Here is a 20,762-nt window from a genome sequence, read left to right as displayed (position 1 = left end):
TCCAAGGCCGTCGGCACGCGTGCTTCTCGCCACCGAATAAGGCGGGGCCTAAGCCCCGCCGGAAAGCGCTTAGTCGAAGGCGGACATCTGTGCTTCGGCCGCCTTGCGATCCAGCGAGTGACCTGAGTTTTCGACGGGCCGATCGAAGGGCTTCTAGGTCTCACCGACGATTTGCTTGTAGGCTGCAACGGCGCCCTCGGCAGCCATCCTGAGCGCGTGTGCCTGCACTCCCATGTCGGCTGCAAACTCGCGCTTGCGCTGGGCAGCACTGTCGTAGCCGACAGGACCGTCGAGGTCCTCGTCGCGGCTGTCGTTGGCGGCCTTGGCTGTGGCATCGCGTGCCTCGGTAACGGCCCGGCTGTAGAACTGGCCTGCACCGTGGGCGGAACCGACGAAGGCGCCGACGATCCGCTGCAGGTGGATCTGCATGGCCTTTTCGCCGAGGCCGTCGCTCAGAGCATCGGCCGTACCGGAGATGAGCCGCTCATGGAGGTCGCGGATGCCGTCGCTGTCGACGATCGCGGTTCCGAAGCTCTCGGCGATTTTCAGCGCCTGGGCGCTGTCCGGGCATGTGAGCCGGACCATTTCGAGGGTTGCGCCTTTTCGGAGGGCCACGACGCGGGCGGATTGACGAGGGGAGGTAGCGGGCTTTGCCATGGTTTCTTCCTTTCCAACCTCGAAGCGGCTCCGGCCCCGTGCCGATTTGCCCTTCGATGCGGTCGCCCCGAACCGGCGGAAGACGGACGCTTCAAGGTCCGGAGACGGCGGTCTCCGCGATTCCGTTGCGGATCTGCCAACAAGTGCCTAGTTTGGGTCAAATCACGCAAAAGCGCCGGTTTCGACGCGCAATGTGGCCGTCAATGTCGGTTGACGAGAGAACCATTCGACACGATGTTGTGAGCTAACAACTAACCCAGCATCCTGAGAGACATGGGCTCCGTGCGGTTGGGGTAAAAAGCCGGCGCAAGCCGGCTTCAGACAGCTGACAAACCCGTCGATATTTTTCGGCGGGTTTTATTTTGGAGTTGGCTGCTTCGAATTGGGTGCGGCTGCGGAGCGGAGGTGGCGGCCTGTGGCCCTCATGCCATGGCTGGTTTGGGTGCTTTGGTGAGCGCCATTGCGATCTTCTTGATGTTTTGGGCTGCGGCGGCCAGCAGGCACTGACAAGCGACGCGGGTCAGACTTCGAAAGCGCGCATAGCGGTGCCCGTGAAGCTGCTTGGCATCGGCGAAGGAGCGCTCGACTGTCTCCTTGCGGCGCTTGTAGATCGCCTTGCCCCAGGGCGTCAGGCGATGAGCGTCGGTGCGCTCCCGGGCGTCTTGCCAGACATGACGGGTGATGGTGCGGACGGCCTTGCTGTTGCTGGTGCACGACGCCAGCAACGGGCAGGAACAGCAGATGGCCGGATCGGATGTGTAGTGTTTGTAGCCGTTGCGGTCGGTGGTGGCATAGGTCAAGAGCTGACCTTCGGGGCAGCGGTAGCCGTCTGTCTCGGGCTCATAGTCGAATTTCGACTTGCGCATCATGCCGGCCTTGGGCGGCGTCGGATTGCGGTAGCCGGTGACGCCGAGAATAGTGCGATCTTCAAGACCCTTGGCGATGCCGGATGTGGCATAGCCGGCATCGAGCCCGACCGCCTTCACATCGAAGTCGAAGCGATGCCGCTGCCGGTCCAGCCGATCGAGATAGACGATACTGTCATGCACATTGGCCGGCGTCACATGCGTGTCGGTGATGATGGCGAGCTTGCCGTCCACCGTGCGGTGATCGAGATAGAAGAAGCCCTTCGGCTTGCCGTCGCGCACCATGTAGCCGGCCTGGGGGTCGGTACGGCTGACCTTGGTCTGCTTCACCTGCGGCTCGCGCTCCTTCTCCGTCAACGGCTTCTGCCCATGCAGCGCCCGCTCAGCCTCGATCGCCCGGTCGAGATCGGCCCAATAGTCGGCACGCGACTTCTCGATCATGGCAAGATCGTACTTGCCCTTGTTGGCATTGGCCTTCAGATGCGTCGAGTCGGTATAAAGCACCGTGCCGTCTACCAGCTTGTGGGCGATCGCCTGTTCGACGATATGGTCGAAGATATCCTGGGCCACCGATGTGTCGCTGAAGCGCCGACGCCGGTTCTGGCTCAGCGTCGAGGCGTCGAACACGCCATCTGCCAGCTTCAACCGCAGGAACCAGCGATAGGCGACGTTGACCTCGATCTCGCGCACCAGCTGACGCTCGGAGCGGATGCCGAACAAATAACCGATGAACAAGGCCTTGAACATCAAGGTCGGATCAAGCGCTGGCCGGCCGTTGTCCGGGCAGTAAAGCAAAGCCACACGATCATGAATGAAGGAAAAGTCGATCACCTGATCAATCTTGCGAAGCAGGTGATCCTTCGGCACTAGGCTATCGAGCGTCACCATCTCGATCGCCGTCTGTTCGGCAGAGGGTTTCTTCAACATGTCCCAATGAATCACAAAACCCCCGGCATCGCCAGGGGTTTGTCAGCAGTCTGAAGCCGGCGCAAGCCGGCTTTTTTATGTTTTGGAGGCAGGAGTGCCGGCGTTGCGAACCCGCGTCTATATCGACGGCTACAATCTCTATTATGGCTGCCACCGCAAGACCGCGTTCAAATGGCTGGACGTTCTGTGCCTTTTCGAAACGCAAATCCTGCCGACGATCCTCTACCGGCCGACACCGGATGCCGACCTCTACATCCGAACTGCGCGATCAAGTATTTCACGGCCAAGATCATCGAAAGTGCGCTAGGGCGAGGACTCAGTGTCTTCCCGGGCCCAATACTATTACGCCTTGACGACGCATTGCGACGGCAGGCTCTCCATCGTGGTGGGCGATTACGGGACTCAGCGGCGACGTCGATCAGTCGGTGCTTGTCACCAACGATAGGCGCCTCACCCTGGCGCTGGAGATGTTGCAGGCCCGTTGCCCGCATATCGTCCGCGGCCTGGTGATCCCGACACGAAAGGTCGGCGCCGGCGGAGATCTTGAACACGAGGCAAACGTGTCGCTTGCGAAGCTGGCGCATTGGGTGAGGCGACATATTGCGAAGGATGAACTGCGGGGGGCGCAATTGCCGGATGTCGTCCCCGGCCGTCGACGCGGCCAGCGTCAAGCCGCATTCATGGTATGCGAAACCGCGTCGCCTCGCGAAAATGCTGGAGATGGCACGCCCGGTGCTGAGCACTGAAGGCGAAGTCCTGAAGTGGGCGGTAAGGAGAACGTCCATCTCGGTGGGCGTCGCCCGATCGATCTGATCGAGACCGATACCGGCGCGGTCGAGGTCTTCGATTACATCGAAGCGTATATCCGCGAGCAGCTAGACAAGGCCGATGATCAAGACGATCCGTCCTCGGACTCCTGACTTGGCGGGTGGGAAGGGAGTATGAGAGGTGGGGACCTTTTGGGGTATCCCTCGTCCTGGCCCGCAAACCGACTTAACTGCGCGTCCACCGATCCGTGTCTTCCAGCGCCTTGCTAAAGCAATCGAGAATTTGATCAACATGGCCCTCCTTTGCGATCAACGGCGGACAAAAAGCGATGCTGTCGCCGATGTTGCGGACAATCATCCCATGAGACTGGCAGCAGGCGTTGAAATATGCTCCGACGCGGCCGGCGGGATCGAAGCGCGCCTTCGTTGACTTGTCCGCCACGAGTTCGACCGCCGCAATAAAGCCGATCCCGCGGATTTCACCAACGAGGGAGTGATCGGCATAGCGCGAGAGGCCCGAGAGCAGCCGCTTCCCCATCCTCTTTGCATTCTCCACCAGACCGCGTTCTTCGATCAGCCTGATATTTTCAAGTGCCACCGCCGTTGCCACGGGATGGCCGCTCGCTGTGAAACCGTGTCCGAACGTGCCGATAGCAGCACTTTGGCTGGCTACCTGCTGATAGACCTTGTCATTGATGAGCACGGCGGCAAGCGGCTGATAGGACGACGACAGTTGCTTGGAAAGCACCATAATGTCCGGTTCGATGCCAAACGTGGTACAGCCGAACATGGAGCCGGTTCGCCCGAACCCGCAGACGACCTCATCGGCCACCAGGAGGATATCGTATCTTCGGCAGATCTCCTGGATTCTGCTCCAGTAACCGGTCGGCGGAACGATCACTCCACCCGCCGCCATGACTGGCTCGCCGATAAATGCGGCCACTGTGTCTGGTCCTTCGCGTTCGATCAGGGCTTCGAACTCTCGGGCAAGCCGATCAATAAAGGCGGTTTCCGTTTCTCCTGCTTCCGCAAACCGATAGTAATGCGGGCAGAGCGTATGGAGGATGTTCGGCAATGGCAGGTCGAAAGCGCGATGGTTGTTCGGCAGGCCGGTCAGGCTTGCGGCGGCCACGGTGACGCCGTGATAAGCGCCGATACGGGATATGATTTTTTTCTTTCGCGGCAGGTCGCGGGCGTTGTTGTAGTAGCGCACCATCTTCACCACGGTGTCGTTGGCTTCCGATCCGGAATTGGTGAAATGGACCTTGCTCATCGGTACCGGTGCCAGCGAGATGAGCTTCTCGGCAAGCTCGATGGCTGGCTGATGCGTCTTGTGGGTGAAGGTGTGATAGAAGGGCAGCTTGCGCATCTGCTCGATCGCTGCCTCGACGAGCCGAGGCTCGTCGAAGCCGAGCGCGACGCTCCAGAGCCCCGCCATCGCTTCGATGTAGCGGCGCCCATCAGTGTCGTAGACGAACACCCCCTCGCCGCGCTCGATGGCCAGCGGGCCAGCTTCCTCATGCGCTCTGGCGTTGGTGTAGCTGTGGAGATGAAAGGCGATGTCGCCAGCATGGAGCGCGCGGGTGAAATTGGACATGTGAGGTCTCCGACGGAATAAGGTATAGTGCGCACGTTCTCGCCAGGCCTGCGGCTTGCGAGGCTGTATTTGGTTTTTGCGAGATGTAGAGCCGCCTTCGCTGAGGCTGGCTCCGTCACGGACGGAAGCAGCGTCAGCCTGCATTATCGGCCGAGTCATGACAGGGCATCATGTTCCTCCTTCTATGGCATAAACCTTCTGAACGATCTGCCATTGCCCCTCTATTTTCAGCAACGACAGATAGTCAGTGAAGTAACGTGGCGGAACGGCGCACTTCAGTTTGACGAACGCCGTTCCGGGCGCCGACTGGTCCATTTGCAGCACCTGATCATGACGCGGCAATCGCTGAGCAAGAGGAGACTGGCGATCCCTGACGGCTTGCAGCCATTCGTCGCGCGGAATGATACGGACGGCGCCAAGCTCTTCGTACGTCAGCTCGCTGGTCGGTTGAAAGACCGACGCGATCTTGTCAGCGTCCCCTTCGTACAAACCGTCCAGATAAGTGGCGATACAGGCCGAAATGGCAGCATGATCGTCAGTGTCAGACATTGCTTTCCTCCCAGTGATGCCGTTGAATGTTGCCCCGTTCGTCTGGATTTGTGCAGGCGTTTTATCTCCCATTCGGTGGTGTCCTCACGTCACCACTCGGAAGTGAATAGCCGACATCAGCCCGCCATCATCGGGCGGGCGCGATTGGCACAACGGCGAGCAGAAAGCGGAGTGAGATGTGCGGTATACGTGCCTTAATCAGCCGGCTCAGCGCGTCATGGGGGGCCCAACAAACACGCCCCCGATCAGACGCCGCCGATGCAGAGATATTTCATCTCGAGATAATCGTCGGCGCCGTGGCGCGAGCCCTCGCGGCCGAGTCCGGATTGCTTGATGCCGCCGAACGGCGCCGTCTCTGACGACATCAGGCCGGTATTGATGCCGACCATGCCGTATTCCAGCGCTTCCGCCACCCGCCAGACCTTCTTCAGGTCGCCGGCGTAGAAATAGGCGGCAAGACCGAATTCCGTGTCATTGGCCTCAGCGATGACATCCTCGGCGGTCTCGAAGCGGAAGAGCGGCGCCACCGGTCCGAAGGTTTCCTCGCGCGCCACCGTCATGCCGCGGGTCACGCCGGTCAGCACCGTCGGCGCAAAGAAGGTGCCGGCACCGTCGATGCGCTTGCCGCCGGTCAGCACCTTGGCGCCTTTGGCAAGCGCGTCGCCGACATGATCTTCCACCTTGGCAAGGCCCTGTTCGTCGATCAGCGGCCCGATCTCGACACCCGCCGTGAAGCCGTCGCCGACCGGCATTGCGGCGACCCTGGCGGCAAGCTTGGCCGCAAAGGCGTCATAGACGCCCGACTGGATGTAGAGGCGGTTGGCGCAAACGCAGGTCTGGCCGGCATTGCGGTATTTCGAAGCGATCGCGCCTTCGACGGCGGCGTCGAGATCGGCATCGTCGAAGACGATGAAGGGCGCGTTGCCGCCGAGCTCCAGGCTGACCTTCTTGATCTGGTCGGCGCACTGCCGCATCAGGATACGGCCGACTTCCGTCGAACCGGTGAAGCTTATCTTGCGCACCTTGTTGTTGCCGCAGAGCTCGCGGCCGATTGCCGGTCCGTCGATACCGACGATGAGATTGAAGACGCCGGCCGGAATACCGGCCTGCTCGGCGAGCACGGCGAGCGCGATTGCCGTCAGCGGCGTCTGTTCGGCGGGCTTCGACACGACCGTGCAGCCGACGGCCAGCGCCGGCGCGATCTTGCGGGCAATCATAGCCGCCGGGAAATTCCACGGCGTGATCGTGCCGACGACGCCGACCGGCTGCTTGATGACGATCATCCGCTTGTCATCGGAAGGTGCCGGGATCGTCTCGCCGTAAATGCGCTTGGCCTCTTCCGCATACCATTCGACATAGGACGCGGCATACAGGATCTCTCCGCGCGCTTCGGGGAAGGGCTTGCCCATTTCGGCGGTCAGGATCGCGGCGAGTTCGTCGGCATTGGCGACCATCAGGTCGAACCATTTGCGCAGGAGGGCGCTGCGCTCCTTGGCCGGGCGGGCAGCCCAGGCCGGCTGGGCGGCATGGGCCGCATCGATCGCCGCCCGCGTCTCGGTTGCCCCCATGTCGGGCAGCGAAGCAAGCAGTTCGCCGGTTGCCGGGTTGAGCACGTCGAAAGTCCCAGTGGCATTGCCTGAGGTCCAGACGCCGTTGATATAGCCGGCGGCGCGCAGGAACGGCGAAGAGAAAGGAACGTGCTTTGTCAGTGCAGTGGTGAAAGCCATGTCATATCCTCATTGGGAATTGAGTGCGGTTCCGATGCGGTCACTTGCCCGTGCTCGCTTCCAGCATTGACGTCTCGAGAATGTCGAGCGCCTCGCCAAAGACCTCGTCCTGAATGGTGAGCAGGATCAGCCCCTTGTCGAGCGCTGTGAGCCGCACCTTGTTGGCGAAGTCAGCACTCGGCAATCCCGTCGTCCGGTCATTGAATTCGACGGCGTTCATGAAGCCGGGTCCGCGAATATCGGCAGTCTCCGGCACCTTTTCACGCAAGGATTCAAGCCGCTGCTTCAGCCGTCCGCCGAGCTGGTTGGCGCGACTGCAGAGGTCTTCGTCCGCGATGACGTCGAGGACGGCATGGGCGGCTGCGATGCCGAGCGGATTGCCGCCGTATGTGCCGCCGAGCCCGCCCGGTCCTGGCGCGTCCATGACTTCGGAGCGGCCGGTGACTGCGGCGAGCGGGAAGCCGCCGGCAAGGCTTTTCGCCATCGTCGTCAGGTCGGCGGCCACCTCGTGATGATCCATCGCGAACATCCGGCCGGTGCGGGCAAAACCGGTCTGCACCTCGTCAGCGATCAAGAGGATGCCGTGCTGGTCGCAGAGTTCGCGCAGTGCTTTCATGAAGGCTACGGGCGCCGGATAGAAGCCGCCTTCGCCCTGCACCGGCTCGAGGATAATGGCGGCGACGCGCTGCGGATCGACATCGGCGGCGAAGAGTTTCTTCAGCGCTGCAAGCGATTGGTCGACGGAGACGCCGTGAAGTTCGACCGGGAAAGGAACATGGAACACGTCGCCGGCCATCGCGCCGAAGCCGATCTTATAAGGCACGACCTTGCCGGTTAGCGCCATGCCCATGAAGGTGCGGCCATGGAAACCGCCGCTGAAGGCGATGACGGCCGAGCGGCCGGTGGCGGCGCGGGCAATCTTGACGGCATTCTCGACCGCCTCGGCGCCAGTGGTGACGAAGAGCGTCTTCTTCTGGAAATTGTCGGGCAACAGCGCGTTCAACCGAGGCTGACGTAGTTCTCGTAGGGCACGACCTGATGGCAGGTGTGGGTAAAGTGGTCGAGTTGCTCCTTGACGGCTGCGATAACCCTGGGATGGCGGTGACCGGTGTTGAGCACGGCGATGCCGGTGGCGAAATCGATATAGCGGCGGCCCTCCTTGTCGCAGATTTCGGCATTCTCTGCGCGGTCCGCATAGATCTGGGTGGTCATGCCGACACCGCGCGAAATCGCGGCATTCTTCCGGTCGGTAAGCAAGGTGGCGCTCACGATATCCTCCTGATGTTCATTTGCTTACGTGTTTTTGCCTTGGTAGCGTTATCTGCCATTCCGCAGTTTGAGATCGTCCCCGAAGGCGATCGAGATCTCAGCCTGCGGTCACCAGACGGGCCCGCCTGTGTAGGGCCGCCAGCATGCCGCCAAGAAGGACCGTTCCCACGATGAACAGGAATGCGGCAGCGACGATTGCCGGGCTGATGTTTTCGCGGATCGAGGAGAACATCTGACGCGCGAGTGTCAGCTGGTTCGGTCCGGCAACAAAAAGGGTCAGCACGACCTCGTCCAGCGATGTGGCAAAGGCAAGCACTGCGCCCGACAGCACCCCCGGCACAGCGAGCGGAAGCGTTATTTTCCAGAAAACCCGCCGGGGCGAAGCGCCCAGGCTCGCCGCCGCGCGCTCGACCCGATAGTCGATACCTTCGAGCGATGCGGTGATGCTGACCAGCACAAAGGGCACGGCGACAACGGTGTGCGCCACGATGACGGCTGCAAAAGTGTGCGCAAATCCGAGCCGGGCAAACAGGATCTGCAGGCCGACGCCGAGTACGACTGCCGGAACGACCATGGGCAGGAGGAAGATCGTTCGCAATGCCGAACCGAAGACGATGCGCCTGCGCAATGCGAGCGCCGCCAACATGCCGAGCACCGTCGACAGCAGGGTGGTTCCCGTGCCGATCAGCAAGCTGTTGACAATGGATCGCCGCCAGGCCTCGGTATTTGCAAGCTCTGCAAACCAGCGGGTCGAGAAGGCCGGAATGGGATAGGCTAGGAAGCTGCTGGAGGTAAATGCGATCGGAAGGATCGCCAAAAGGGGAGCCAGCAGAAAAACGACCGCTGCCGCGCCGAACGCGAATTTGAATAGCCGCGCCATCATCTCATGCCCTTGTCGTCTTCATGGAAAGCCGCCCATAGATGCCGTAAAGCACGATCGTGACGGCGAGCAGCACAATGCCCAGTGCCCCCGCCATGCCCCAATTGGCGGAGCCTGTGGCGTAGAAGGCAATGACCGAACTGATCATCTGGTCCTTCGGCCCGCCGATAAGCGCGGGCGTGATGTAGTAGCCGAGCGCCGCCATGAAAACGAGCAGGCCGCCGGAGGCGATACCTCGTAGCGTCAAAGGCAGCAGAATATGCAGGAAGGCTCTGATCGGCCTTGCACCGAGGGAAGCGGCCGCCGGCATGAGGTTTCGCGGGATGGCGATGAGAACGCTGTAGATCGGCAGGACCATGAAAGGCAGCAACACATGCGTCATGGCGATGATGACACCTGTCCTGTTGAAGAGCAGCGGCAAGGGACCGCTGACGAGGCCGAGCGACATCAGCACCGAGTTGATGAGGCCTTTATCCTGAAGAAGAATATACCAGGCTGCGGTGCGCACCAGAAGCGACGTCCACAGCGGCAGAAGCACTGCGGCCAGGAGAAGCTGGCGTCGCCAGCCGTTCGAGGCCGCCGCCAGCATCGCGTATGGCAACCCGATGACGCAAGTCGCCAAGGTCACGACAGCAGCCACAGCGAAGGTTCTCAGGAGAATTGCCCGATTGGCCGACTCCTCGGCCGGCATGGCCACGATCGCCCCTGCGGCATCATGTTGAAGATCGATGGCAGCAAGAAGATTGCGATCGGTATAGGGGCTGATGGCTTCGGCGATTGCCCGCCAAAACGCTATGTCGTTCCATCGTGGATCGACCTCTTCAAGGACGAACGGCGGCGTGCCATCTCTCACAGCCGTTATGGTCTTCCTCATCAGAGTGCGGAAGCCTGGCTGGGCACTGTTCAACCGTCTCACTACCTCGCCTAGGTTTTGGTCGTCCTTGATCGATTTCAGATCATCGACAAGCGCAGTGTGAATGGTGTCCGAAGGCGCGGAGATACGGTCCCAGCTGGAAATAGCGGCTGTTGTGAGCGGCAGGTTTTGGCTCACGACCGGATCCGACACCGCTTGACCGAGCACAGTCAGGAGCGGCCAGATAAAGAAGACACTCAGAAACAAGGCGAGCGGAAGCACGAGAGCAAAGGTGCCGAGACGTTGACGGAAAGCGCTCATGCGGCAATCACCCAGCAGTCGTCCGGCGAGAAATGCGCCATCACGTCGGACCCCGGTGGCCACTCCGCCGATCGCCTGTCGGTTCGAACCACGAAGCGGAAGGCATCCTCGTCGAGCTGCACCCGTAGATGATCGCCCTGGTATACGCTGTCGAGTATCTTTGTCGGCAGGGCATTGGCTGGCGAACCCTGTCCCCGTGCCGCCAGAGAAATCCGCTCGGGACGGACAGAAATATGGACGCGGCTTCCGACAGAGAGGGAGCCGCCGCCTGATACGACCACGTGCCGCCCGTCGACGATCTCGACTGCCGTCCCGGTCGGATCCGTTGCCTTCACCGTTCCTTCTATCAGGTTGGTTTCGCCTATGAATTCGGCGACGACACGCGTTCGCGGACGGTCATAGATCTCACGCGGTGAACCGATCTGTTCGATTTTGCCATGGTTGAAGACCGCAATCCGGTCCGACATGGTAAGCGCCTCGGACTGATCGTGGGTTACGAATACCACGGTCAGTTCCAAGCGTTTGTGAAGGTCGCGGATGTCGAGCTGCATCTGTTCGCGCAGGTGCTTGTCGAGCGCCCCGAGCGGCTCGTCCATCAGCACCACGGTGGGCTCGAATACCAGCGCGCGGGCAAGTGCCACACGCTGCTGCTGACCGCCGGAAAGCTGGGCCGGCTTTCGGCCGCTCATTGCCGACAGTTGCACCATGTCGAGCGCGCGCATCACCCGATCCTCGATCTCGCTGCGTCCGACGCCGCGCATTTTGAGCGGAAAGGCGATGTTGTCGGCGATCGACATGTGGGGAAAGAGAGCGTAATTCTGGAAGACGACGCCCATTTCGCGCCGGTGTGGCGGCAGGTGGTCGATACGGTGATCATCGAGAAAGATGCCGCCGCTGGTCGGATTTTCAAATCCTGCAAGCATCATCAGCAACGTCGTTTTGCCCGAGCCCGAGGGTCCCAGAAGGCTGACGAATTCGCCCTTGCCGATATCGAGCGACAGGTCCTTGACGACCTGAAATGTACCGAAGGATTTGGAGATTCTGTCAAAGCGTATGCGCGGGGTAGCCATGATGGCCCTCCGTTCGGATGGTCGTTTCTTAAATGCGGAGACCCACGGATTGCTTCTTGGAGCAATCCGTGGGCGAGGAAATAGCTCTGCTATTGCGCCAGCCAGGCGTCGAACCTCTTTGTCAGAGCTTCCGAATTGTCGATCCAGAAGTCCGTATCGAGGCTCAGTGCTCCGGCCATGTTGGCGGTCGCAGTCGGCAGGTCTGCGAGCTGGTCCGGTGGCAGGTTCTTGTCCGCTACCCTGTTCGTGAGGCCGTAGGCGATATATTGCGGCAGTTTCGCCTGGCTTTCCGGCTTGCTGGCGAAGGCGATGAAGTCGAAAGCCGCGTCCTTGTTTTCAGCACCCTTCAGGACGACCCAGCTGTCCACCGCGTAGATGCTGCCGGGCCAGACGACCTTGAACGCCCTGCCCTCGGAACGGTTGATGCCGGTAATGCGGCCGTTATAGGCGCTGGTCATGGCCACTTCACCGGAAGCAAGCAGTTGCAGCGGCTGAGCGCCCGACGTCCACCAGACGAGGTTCGGCTTGAGGCCATCGAGTTTGGCGAAGGCACGATCCACGCCCTCCGGCGTCGCCAGGACGTCGTAAACCTTGTCAGCCGGAACGCCGTCGGCCATCAGCGCGAACTCGAGCGTGTATTTCGGCCCCTTGCGAAGGGCGCGCTTGCCTGGAAATTTCTGCACGTCCCAAAAATCGGCCCACGACTTGGGACCATCGGCAATCTTGGCGCCGTCATAGGCGATTGCGGTCGACCAGACGATGGCGCCGACGCCACAATCATTGACGGCCGAAGGCAGAAAAGCATCCTTGCCGCCAAGCCTATTCCAGTCCACCTTTTCGAAAAGCCCGTCGGCACAGCCGAGTGCCAGTTCATCGGCTTCGACCTCCACGACATCCCAGGAAGGGCTGCCTGCCTTGACCTTGGCCTGGAGAACACCGATGCCGCCATCCCACCCCTCATCCAGCAGCGGCTTGCCGGTCTGTTGAGAGAAGGGCTTGAAGTAGATCTCCCGCTGGGCATCCTGAAAATTCCCGCCCCAGGACGCCACGGTGAGATCCCTGGCCATGCCAGGTCCGTCGGCAAGCGTCAGCGACAACAGGCCCAGAGCTGCGATCGTCGAGGTTTTGTTGAGGTTCATTCTTTTTCCCCTGTTTGTTAGTGATGCGGCAATGCTGACCTATGTCCCGGGCAGCGAGAAGGCGCTTTTTCTTGCCCGCGGTGGGACATTGGATGCACCACGCGAGACCAGCCATTGCCAGTCTTCAAACCGGCTCCGTCGGGAATCCACGTGCTTGGGCTCAAAAAAGCCGAATTCCATTCGAGGAAATAGTGGTGCATTGTATGCACCACGGTGCGCCACTCTTCATGACACAGGCCGTTCGAGTTTTTGTGGCATAACGGGCGGTGCACAGCAGTCTGACTTCGGTTCAATCACAGCCCATTTCATTGGGGGATACGCTTGCGCAGAGGGAAAGCAGAAGCAACCGAGCTTGATGGCGATCCGCCACGTGGGCGTTTGCCGCCCTTGTCCATGGTCCGCGCCTTCGAAGCGGTCAGTCGATTGGGCTCGATGCGCAAGGCCGCCGATGATCTCAACCTCAGCCATACGGTCATATCCCGGCATGTCCGAAACCTTGAAGCCTGGCTGGGCACGCGGCTTGTCGATGCCGGCCCGCGCGGCATCAGGCTGACGGTGGAAGGCAGGCTTTTTGCAGAAACTGTGGGAACGGCTTTCGACCTTATCGCTAAATCGACCGCTGAACTGCGGCCCGCCATCAGTCGCACGGTCTTGCGCGTCTGGTGCGTCCCCGGCCTCGCAACGCGCTGGCTGACGCCGCGCTTCAACCAGCTTCAGCTCGCTTTGCCCGGCATCGACTTCGTCATGCGTGCCACCGACCTCGAGCCGGATTTCAGCCGCTACGAGGCCGATGTCGACATCCGCTATTCGGAGGAACCAAGAGGAAACGTCCGCTGGATCCTGCTGGAAAGGCCTCGGATGTTCCCGGTTGCGAGCCCCGATTGGATCAGCAGAAATGCGCCCGTCCGGACCCTTGACGATTTGGTTCGCCAGCCTCTCATCCACGAGGAAAGCCGCGATCAATGGCGACAGTGGTTCCGCAAAGCCGGTTTCGAACATGAGGTTTTATTGAACGGTCCGCGATTGTGGTCAGCAAATCTCACGGTGGACGCGGCCGTCACGGGCCAGGGAGTCGCCTTGGCCACGCGATTGATCGCGGCAGACGATCTACGCGCAGGCCGGCTCGTCGAACTGCTTGAAACCGATGTCCGCCTCGGCGGCTATTATTTTGTCGGAGCGCGCGAGCGCTGGAACGAGGTGACACAGGCTCGTTTCAGAACGTGGATACAGCAGGCGATAACCGCAACGACGGGAGGTCATTCGCCTGGTGGAGACGCCGTGGATTAAAGCACGTCGGCCCCTGTTCAGCCGTTAAAAAACGCGGAATGCGCACGTAGAGGAGCGGTGGCCACTTGCGATGAGATCCTTGCAGTTGAACGGATTCGAACTATTCACCCAGCTATTTTCGCTCCCGGTGACATAAAGGACGTTCGGCAACCGGCATTCACACAGAAATTTTGGCGATCGGCTCCGTCGTGATGAAAATCAAGGGTCTCCGAGAATACGTCTGAATGGGAGCGCAGTCGCCGGAGCCTCGACCCCCGATGGGGCGCTGGGATGTTCAGCCGGTATGGATTGCCAGCAAATCAGCATAGACTGTCTGATTGCTCGCCAGCACCGGATGGCCCTTTAGCAAAGCTTCGCCTTCAGCCGGGAAGGTTAGATGAGTTCCACCTGCCTCCCTGACGAGGCAGTAGCCGGCCATGCAATCCCAGGCACGCATATGAGGCTCGTAATAGCCAACAAGCCGGCCAGCGGCCACATAGGCGAGCATCAGGGCACCGGAGCCATTGCGGATAAAATTCCCACCCTTGCCAAGCACGGCGGCGACAATCGCGCCTACCCGTTCCGGGGTGACATAGGTATTGCAGCCGATGCCCGTCATCGCATTCTGCAAAGTCCTTGACGGGTCGAGGCTGAGATTCTTGCCGTTCAGGCTCGCACCCATGCCCGCTGCCGCTGCGTAGAGTTCATCAGCGCATGGAACATGGATGACGCCGATCACCGGTACACCGCGGTGCAGGACCGCAATCGACACACACCACGTCGGCATGCCATTGACGAAGGGCGCCGTTCCGTCGATCGGATCGACTACCCATGTCAATGCCGACTGCCCTTCCTGATACCCGTATTCCTCGCCGAGAAATCCGTCTGCCCCAAAAGCTTCCGCCACGCGCCTGCGGATGAACGTCTCGACGTTACGGTCGGCAATGGACACGACATCCTGCAGATCCCGCTTCGTTTCGATCACGAGCGTTTCGCGCCTGTTGAAATAGTCGAGCGCCATGGCGCCCGCCTCCTGTGCCACCGCTTTGGCGAAAGCGAAGCGTGTATCAAGTTCGGTCTCTTGCAACATAATGCTGGTACCCCTTGCAATGGCAGTCGTCGGTGCGGGAGTTGAGCGGCCCGCACCGCCCGAATTTTCAGATATTAGAGGCCGACCCGCTGATAAGGGCGATGCCGCGGCTTCGAAAGCCGAGCGTCGCGTCGGCGGCGGCCGGCAGGATGCGGTCGACGGCGTGGTCGACGATGAAGAGCGTGCCGACGTCGGTTTCGACCTCGTACTCGACATGATCTCCGAGATAGGCCGAATGCAGGATACGGCCGGCAAGCCCTTGCCCACGTCCCTCGGAAAGCGCGATGGCGCCGGGACGAACGGCAAGGCTTGCCGCACCCGGCGTCGCCCGACCGGCAGGCACGCGGTGCTTGGAACCACCAATACGGATTTCAGCTTCAGCGCCATCGATGCCGACCACTTCGCAGGGGATAACGTTCGCCTCCCCCATGAAATCAGCGATGAAGGCGGAAGCCGGCGATTCATAGAGATCACGCGGGGCGCCGGACTGGGCGATTTCGCCATCCTTCATGATGATGATGCGATCGGACACTGCAAGCGCCTCGTCCTGATCGTGGGTGACATAGACGGCCGTGAAGCCCAGACGCTGCTGGAGCTGGCGGATATCGGTGCGCACCTTGCGGCGCAGGCGCGCGTCGAGGTTGGAGAGCGGCTCGTCGAGCAGCAGCACCTGCGGCTCCAGCACCAGCGCGCGGGCGACGGCAACGCGCTGCTGCTGGCCACCGGAGAGCTCGGCCGGAAGGCGATGGCCCATGCCGGCAAGGCCGACGAGCGCCAGCCCCTCTTCCGCCTTCTCACGCGATTGCCCGCGGCCGAGGCCGGAGGATTCCAGGCCATAGGCGACATTGTCGCGCGCATTCATATGCGGAAAAAGCGCATAGGACTGGAAGACCATCGAGACATCGCGTTCATTGGCCGGCAGCATGGTGACGTCCTTGCCGCCGATCAGGATTTTTCCGGCCGAAGGATGTTCGAGGCCGGCAAGCATGCGCAGCGTCGTCGTCTTGCCGCAGCCGGAGGGGCCAAGCAGGGTGACGAGCGTGCCAGGCTCGATGGTGAGCGACAGATCGGCAATGGCTGTGAAGGCGCCAAACGTCTTGCGCACGTTCTGGAAGACGACGGAACCGGCTTTCTGGTTGATCATGCGATTTTCTCCTGACGAGAGGAAGCGGAGGTGGCGAGGCCGGCGACACGGTTTTCACGGCGCAGGCGCCGTTCGCCCACGATGAGCTGGACGCCGGCGATGACGGTGATCATCACGACGATCAGCATGGAGGAATAGGCGATCGCCACGCCGTATTCGCCATTCTCGACGAGGCCGACGATGTAGGAGGTCGCCATGTTGTACTCGGCGCTGACGAGGAAGATGACGGCGCTGATGGAGGTGATGGCACGCACGAACGAATAGACGAGCGCGGCAGTGATGGCAGGACGCAGGAGCGGCAGGATGACCTTGCGGATCGTGCGGAAACTGTTGGCCCGGAGGGTCAGCGATGCTTCGTCCAGGCTCTTGTCGAGCTGGCTCATCGCCGCAATGCCGCCGCGCACGCCGACCGGCATATTGCGGAAGACGAAGCAAGCGATCAGGATCAGCGCCGAACCGGTCATCTCGAGTGGCGACAGGTTGAAGGCCATGATGTAGCTGACGCCGATGACCGTGCCGGGAATGGCAAAGCTCATCATCAGTGCGAATTCGAAAGCATTCTTGCCGGCGAATTTCTGGCGCACGATGATATATGCGGTGAGCAGACCGACAGCGGCGGTCAGCGGGGCGGAGATCAGCGCGATCTCCATCGTTGTCCAGAACGAGTTCCAGGCGACGCCCGTCCAGGCGATCCCGTTTTCGAAACTGATCGAGAAGGCCTTGGCGTAGTGATCGAGCGTCAGCGAATTGTCGAGGCCCCAGGTCTTCACGAAGCCGCCGATCAGGATCATGCCGTAGATGACGAGGGTGAAGAGGATCCACGGGATGACGAGGGCGTGAACGCCGATCGACAGCCCGCGCGGCAGGGCGATATGCGATCCGCTGTCGCCCTTGCCGGTGACGGTGGCAAAGTTCTTGCCCGACAGCCAGACGCGCTGGGCGAGGAAGGCGGAGAGCGTGAAGGCGAGCAGCACCATGGCGAGCACGGCGGCGCGCGAGGGGTCGTTCTGCGAGCCGACGACGGCGAAGAAGATTTCCGTCGAGAGCACGCCATGGCTGCCGCCGAGCACCAGCGGGTTGCCGAAATCGGCCATGCTTTCGATGAAGCCGATGAGGAAGGCGTTGGCGAGGCCGGGCTTCATCAGCGGCAGCGACACCCGCCGGAAAGTGCGCCAACGGTCGGCGCGCAGTGTCGTGGAGGCCTCCTCCATCGATGGGCTGACGCCTTCGACGACGCCGATCAGCACGAGGAAGGAGATCGGCGTGAAGGACAGCACCTGCGCGATCCAGATGCCGGTAAGGCCGTAGAGCCAGCGGCCGGGCTCTAGGCCGAACAGTTGCGACAGCCCCTGCGTGACGACACCGGCGCGGCCGAAGAGCAGCGTCAGCGCCAGACCGATGACGAAGGGCGGCGTGATAATCGGCAGGATCGTCAGCAGCCGCAGGCCCTTCTTGAAGGGAAAGCGGGTGCGGGTGGCGACGAGCGCGAAGGCAAGGCCGAGCAGGGTCGAGCCGAGGCCAGTCATGATGGCCAGCCACAGCGTGCGCCAGGCGACGCCGCAGCGGCCGGCGCCGATCACACAGTTGAGGCTCCAGATGCTCGGATCCTGAATGTTGCGGATGAAGTTATCCGCATTGAACGAGCCGTCGAAATCCTGCACCGATCCGACGAACATGCTGCCGATCGGGTAGAAGACGAAGACGGCGACGAGGAAGACCAGCAGCGCGATTGCGCTGACGACGAACGCATCGCCCTTCATCACGCCGCGCTCGGCAAGGCCGAAGGCGAAGAGCAGCACGAAGGTGATGGAAGAGAGCACTGCCCCCGCCCCCATGGCGGGCTGGCCGTTCGAGAGCGGGCCGAAAAGCGTGTCGCTCACCGTCCAGTTCCAGCCGGAAAAGCCGATGGCGAGGCCTTGGAGCGAGAGGAAGAGAACGCCGATCGCGCCGGTCCAGGCCAGCACGGCGCCGCGTCGCATCGGGTCCGCCATGCCGCGAGCCGCGACCGCCAGGAGAAGGAGCACGAGCGCAGCGGCAAGCCATAGCCGGCCATGGGCGAATATCTGCACGAGGCCGGGGGCGGCCTCCGGAGAAATAGGGAAACCGGCCAGCCAACCGAGCCCGAAGAGGCCGCCCTCGATCCGATACCAGGGCAACAGGGTCAATGCGACCGCGCCCAGGATCAGGACCACGTCCAGCCTGCGATTGCCATGTCTCATGGCTGACCTCGCTGTCTTTTGAGTTTTGGAAGGCGGCGCCCGTTGAGGCAGACGCCGCCGGTCAGGACATCAGTTGGCGGCGGCGCCGATTTCGCGATCCCAGCGTTCCAGCAGAGCCTTGCGCTTTGCCGGGTCGCCATAGGTTTTGAAGTCGTAATCGATCAGCTTGATGTCCTCGAAGCGCGGCGCCTCCTTCGGAATGGTCGCGCTCTTGTTGGAAGGCAGCTGGAAGGATTTGGCATCCTTCATGCGGGACTGGACTTCCGCCGTCAGCGCCCAGTCGTACCAGATCTTCGCATTGTCGAGGTTGCGCGCGCCCTTGATGATCGACATCGAACCGATCTCGTAGCCGGTGCCTTCGCAAGGCGTGATCGACTTGACCGGGAAGCCTTCCGCCGTCTGCGCCACCGCGTCGTGCACGAAGACGATACCGAGCGCCGTCTCGCCGCGTGCAGCCGCCTTGACGGGCGCCGAGCCGGACTTGGTATATTGCGAGATGTTGCCGTTCAGCTTCTTCAGGTAGTCGAAGGCCTGGTCCTCACCCATGATCTGCACGAGAGAGGCGAGCGCCGTATAGGCGGTGCCGGAAGAATTTGGGTTGGCGATCTGAATTTCGCCCTTCAATTCCGGCGCCAGAAGGTCTGCCCAGCAGACCGGCTCCTTATAGCCCTTGGTTTTGAAGATTTCCGTATTGTAGCCCCAGCCGAGCGCGCCGGCGTAGACGCCAACCGTCTTGTAGCCGGAGCTTTCAGCCTGTTTCTTCGCCCAGTCGTTGAGCTCATCGAGCTTCGGCGACTTATATTCCAGCGTCAGATTTTCCGCCGCGGCCTGAAGATGGGGGTCGCCCGTGCCGGCCCACCAGATGTCGGTCTTCGGGTTGCGGGCCTCGGCGCGCACCTTGGCATAGGTTTCGCCGGACGAGAGGCGAACCATGTTCACCTTGATGTCGTTATGCGCCTTCTCGAAATCACCCTTCATCTGCTCGCAGATGACGACATCGGCCGAGCAGATGAGGTTGAGTTCGCCGGCTGCCTGCGCCGGCAGCGCCCCGAGCGCCGTGCCGGCGAAGAGCATGAGGGAAAGGGTGTTGATTTTCATGCGGGCATCCTCCTGTTGCCTGGGTTTGATTATTCGCATGAACAAGACACAGCAGGGCCTTCGGCCTGCCCGCGGCGGCGCGTTCACGATTTCGGATTGCTGTTTGTCTAAAGGGCTCGATCAGTTCGTCACGGCGATTTCCGCATCGAATCTGCGGAGCAGTCGACTTCGTTCTTCCGGTGAGCCGAAGGTGGCGAAGTCATAGTCCACCATCTTGATCATCGAAATGTCAGGTGCTGCGAGCGGCAGGGCGGATTTCGCGTTGGATGGCACCTGGTTCTGGCCGGACGCCGCTCCGGTCCCCTGCCCTTCCGGGCTCAGCGCGAAATCGACGAAGCGCTTTGCTTCCTCGATGTTCTTCGCACCTTTGACGATGCTCACGGCGCCGATCTCGTAGCCGGTGCCTTCGCAGGGTGCGACGATCACAAGCGGAAAGCCCGCTTGCTTCTGCGTGACGGCGTCATGCATGAAGGAAATACCGATAAGGGTTTCTCCCCGCGCCGCCGCCTTGATAGGCGCAGCTCCGGAAGGGGTGTAGTGCTCGATATTGCGGTCGAGCGCGGCGAGATAACGGAACGCCTCATCCTCGCCGAAGAGCTGCACCAGCGTCGCAAGCGTGGTGAAGGCGGTGCCGGACGAATTCGGATTGCCGCTCTGGATGCGGCCGCGATAGGCGGTATCCGTCAGGTCCTTCCAGCAAGTCGGCGCCGGCAACTTCAGCTCGCGCAGCAGATCGGCATTGTAGGCAAAGCCGAGCGCCCCGGCATAGATGCCCGCCGAGCGGCCGCCGGACATCGCGAAAAAATTCTGCGCCCAGGGCAGCATGTCGCGCTCATGGGCCGGCTGGTAGGCTTCGAGAAGATTTTCAGAGCCGGCCTGCAGATGGGTGTCGCCCGTGCCGCCCCACCAGACATCGACGGTCGGCGCAGCTTTTTCCGCGCGGATCTGATTGAGGATATCGCCGGTGCTCTTGCGGGTTACCGAGATTTTGTGCCCGGTCTTTGCCTCATAGGCCGCCTTCATCGCGGCGCACCACATCTCGTCCACACCGCACAAAACGGTGAGCGACGGGGCAGCCGTGCCGGTGCCGGTGCTCGCCAGCCACAAAGCCGCGACCGCGCTGAAAGCGGTGATGCCTCTCACGATTTCCTCCCATTGGACCTTGCGCCCCATCTCCGCAGTCAGGATGTCACATCTGCTGCCTTGCGCAATCGAAGAATGGTTACGGTTCTTACAGCTTTGCCCGCGACGTACCCCTCAAAAATGACAAAGGTTACAAATGTGACAAAGCGCATAACACGAGCGCGCTTTGAAGATCGTGAC

Annotated in this window: 16 protein-coding genes and 2 pseudogenes; 3 read left to right on the top strand and 15 right to left on the bottom strand. The window is 61.4% G+C overall.

Annotation, left to right across the window (positions count from 1 at the left end):
- Window positions 1–69 precede the first annotated feature (69 nt).
- Both J2J99_RS25460 and J2J99_RS25455 read right to left on the bottom strand, forming a co-directional pair.
- Window positions 70–657: pseudogene (locus tag J2J99_RS25460) on the bottom strand (hypothetical protein).
- A 422-nt stretch (window positions 658–1,079) separates the two neighbouring features.
- Entirely contained in the window at window positions 1,080–2,450 is a 1,371-nt protein-coding gene (locus tag J2J99_RS25455; RefSeq protein WP_168302470.1) for an IS1182 family transposase, read from the bottom strand.
- A gap of 94 nt (window positions 2,451–2,544) precedes the next feature.
- On the opposite strand from J2J99_RS25455, the gene J2J99_RS25450 reads away from it, so the two are divergent.
- Together J2J99_RS25450 and J2J99_RS25445 are read left to right on the top strand one after the other, a co-directional pair.
- Window positions 2,545–2,757, top strand: a complete 213-nt coding sequence (locus J2J99_RS25450) for an NYN domain-containing protein (protein ID WP_168302476.1) — start codon at window positions 2,545–2,547, stop codon at window positions 2,755–2,757.
- A 454-nt stretch (window positions 2,758–3,211) separates the two neighbouring features.
- On the top strand, window positions 3,212–3,370 hold the full coding sequence (locus J2J99_RS25445; RefSeq protein ID WP_168302477.1) for an MbcA/ParS/Xre antitoxin family protein: 159 nt from the start codon (window positions 3,212–3,214) through the stop codon (window positions 3,368–3,370).
- 73 nt (window positions 3,371–3,443) lie between these two features.
- Here the strand turns inward: J2J99_RS25445 and J2J99_RS25440 are convergent, their stop codons facing one another.
- The 8 genes and pseudogenes from J2J99_RS25440 to J2J99_RS25405 all read right to left on the bottom strand — a co-directional run bounded on the left by J2J99_RS25440 (window position 3,444) and on the right by J2J99_RS25405 (window position 12,550).
- On the bottom strand, window positions 3,444–4,814 hold the full coding sequence (locus J2J99_RS25440; RefSeq protein WP_207600990.1) for an aspartate aminotransferase family protein: 1,371 nt from the start codon (window positions 4,812–4,814) through the stop codon (window positions 3,444–3,446).
- 168 nt (window positions 4,815–4,982) lie between these two features.
- Window positions 4,983–5,435 carry a nuclear transport factor 2 family protein gene (locus J2J99_RS25435; protein WP_168302480.1) on the bottom strand — a complete coding sequence of 151 codons (453 nt, stop codon included), beginning with the start codon at window positions 5,433–5,435 and terminating at the stop codon, window positions 4,983–4,985.
- A gap of 173 nt (window positions 5,436–5,608) precedes the next feature.
- The gene (locus J2J99_RS25430; protein WP_207600989.1) at window positions 5,609–7,090 is read right to left on the bottom strand and encodes an NAD-dependent succinate-semialdehyde dehydrogenase; all 1,482 of its coding nucleotides are present in this window, start codon (window positions 7,088–7,090) and stop codon (window positions 5,609–5,611) included.
- A 40-nt stretch (window positions 7,091–7,130) separates the two neighbouring features.
- Window positions 7,131–8,359, bottom strand: a pseudogene (locus J2J99_RS25425) (4-aminobutyrate--2-oxoglutarate transaminase).
- Window positions 8,360–8,456: 97 nt separating this feature from the next.
- Window positions 8,457–9,242, bottom strand: a complete 786-nt coding sequence (locus tag J2J99_RS25420; RefSeq protein WP_168301647.1) for an ABC transporter permease — start codon at window positions 9,240–9,242, stop codon at window positions 8,457–8,459.
- A 1-nt stretch (window position 9,243) separates the two neighbouring features.
- Window positions 9,244–10,413: an ABC transporter permease gene (locus J2J99_RS25415; protein ID WP_168301646.1), complete on the bottom strand. Its 1,170-nt coding sequence runs from the start codon at window positions 10,411–10,413 to the stop codon at window positions 9,244–9,246.
- Window positions 10,410–11,483, bottom strand: a complete 1,074-nt coding sequence (locus tag J2J99_RS25410) for an ABC transporter ATP-binding protein (protein ID WP_168301645.1) — start codon at window positions 11,481–11,483, stop codon at window positions 10,410–10,412. The genes J2J99_RS25415 and J2J99_RS25410 overlap by 4 nt, the downstream gene beginning before the upstream one ends.
- 89 nt (window positions 11,484–11,572) lie before the next feature.
- The gene (locus J2J99_RS25405) at window positions 11,573–12,550 is read right to left on the bottom strand and encodes an ABC transporter substrate-binding protein (RefSeq protein WP_425526071.1); all 978 of its coding nucleotides are present in this window, start codon (window positions 12,548–12,550) and stop codon (window positions 11,573–11,575) included.
- Between the two features lie 465 nt (window positions 12,551–13,015).
- Here J2J99_RS25405 and J2J99_RS25400 point away from each other — a divergent pair, with 465 nt between their 5' ends.
- Window positions 13,016–13,909, top strand: a complete 894-nt coding sequence (locus J2J99_RS25400; RefSeq protein WP_168301654.1) for a LysR substrate-binding domain-containing protein — start codon at window positions 13,016–13,018, stop codon at window positions 13,907–13,909.
- A 274-nt stretch (window positions 13,910–14,183) separates the two neighbouring features.
- Here J2J99_RS25400 and J2J99_RS25395 read toward each other — a convergent pair whose 3' ends face one another.
- The 5 genes from J2J99_RS25395 to J2J99_RS25375 form a co-directional block, all read right to left on the bottom strand.
- Entirely contained in the window at window positions 14,184–14,978 is a 795-nt protein-coding gene (locus tag J2J99_RS25395) for an inositol monophosphatase family protein (protein ID WP_205919202.1), read from the bottom strand.
- Window positions 14,979–15,045: 67 nt separating this feature from the next.
- Window positions 15,046–16,122, bottom strand: a complete 1,077-nt coding sequence (locus J2J99_RS25390) for an ABC transporter ATP-binding protein (RefSeq protein WP_168301643.1) — start codon at window positions 16,120–16,122, stop codon at window positions 15,046–15,048.
- Entirely contained in the window at window positions 16,119–18,341 is a 2,223-nt protein-coding gene (locus J2J99_RS25385; protein ID WP_168301642.1) for an ABC transporter permease, read from the bottom strand. Before J2J99_RS25385 ends, J2J99_RS25390 begins: the two co-directional genes overlap by 4 nt.
- Before the next feature lie 69 nt (window positions 18,342–18,410).
- Window positions 18,411–19,439, bottom strand: coding sequence for an ABC transporter substrate-binding protein (locus J2J99_RS25380; RefSeq protein WP_168301641.1), 1,029 nt, complete (start codon window positions 19,437–19,439; stop codon window positions 18,411–18,413).
- Between the two features lie 120 nt (window positions 19,440–19,559).
- Window positions 19,560–20,582 carry an ABC transporter substrate-binding protein gene (locus tag J2J99_RS25375; RefSeq protein WP_168301640.1) on the bottom strand — a complete coding sequence of 341 codons (1,023 nt, stop codon included), beginning with the start codon at window positions 20,580–20,582 and terminating at the stop codon, window positions 19,560–19,562.
- Window positions 20,583–20,762: the final 180 nt, after the last annotated feature.

Source organism: Rhizobium binae, assembly GCF_017357225.1.
Taxonomy (GTDB): Bacteria; Pseudomonadota; Alphaproteobacteria; order Rhizobiales; family Rhizobiaceae; genus Rhizobium; species Rhizobium binae.
Note: the sequence above shows the minus strand (reverse complement) of the source record. Positions and strands in the feature narration are given on the sequence as shown.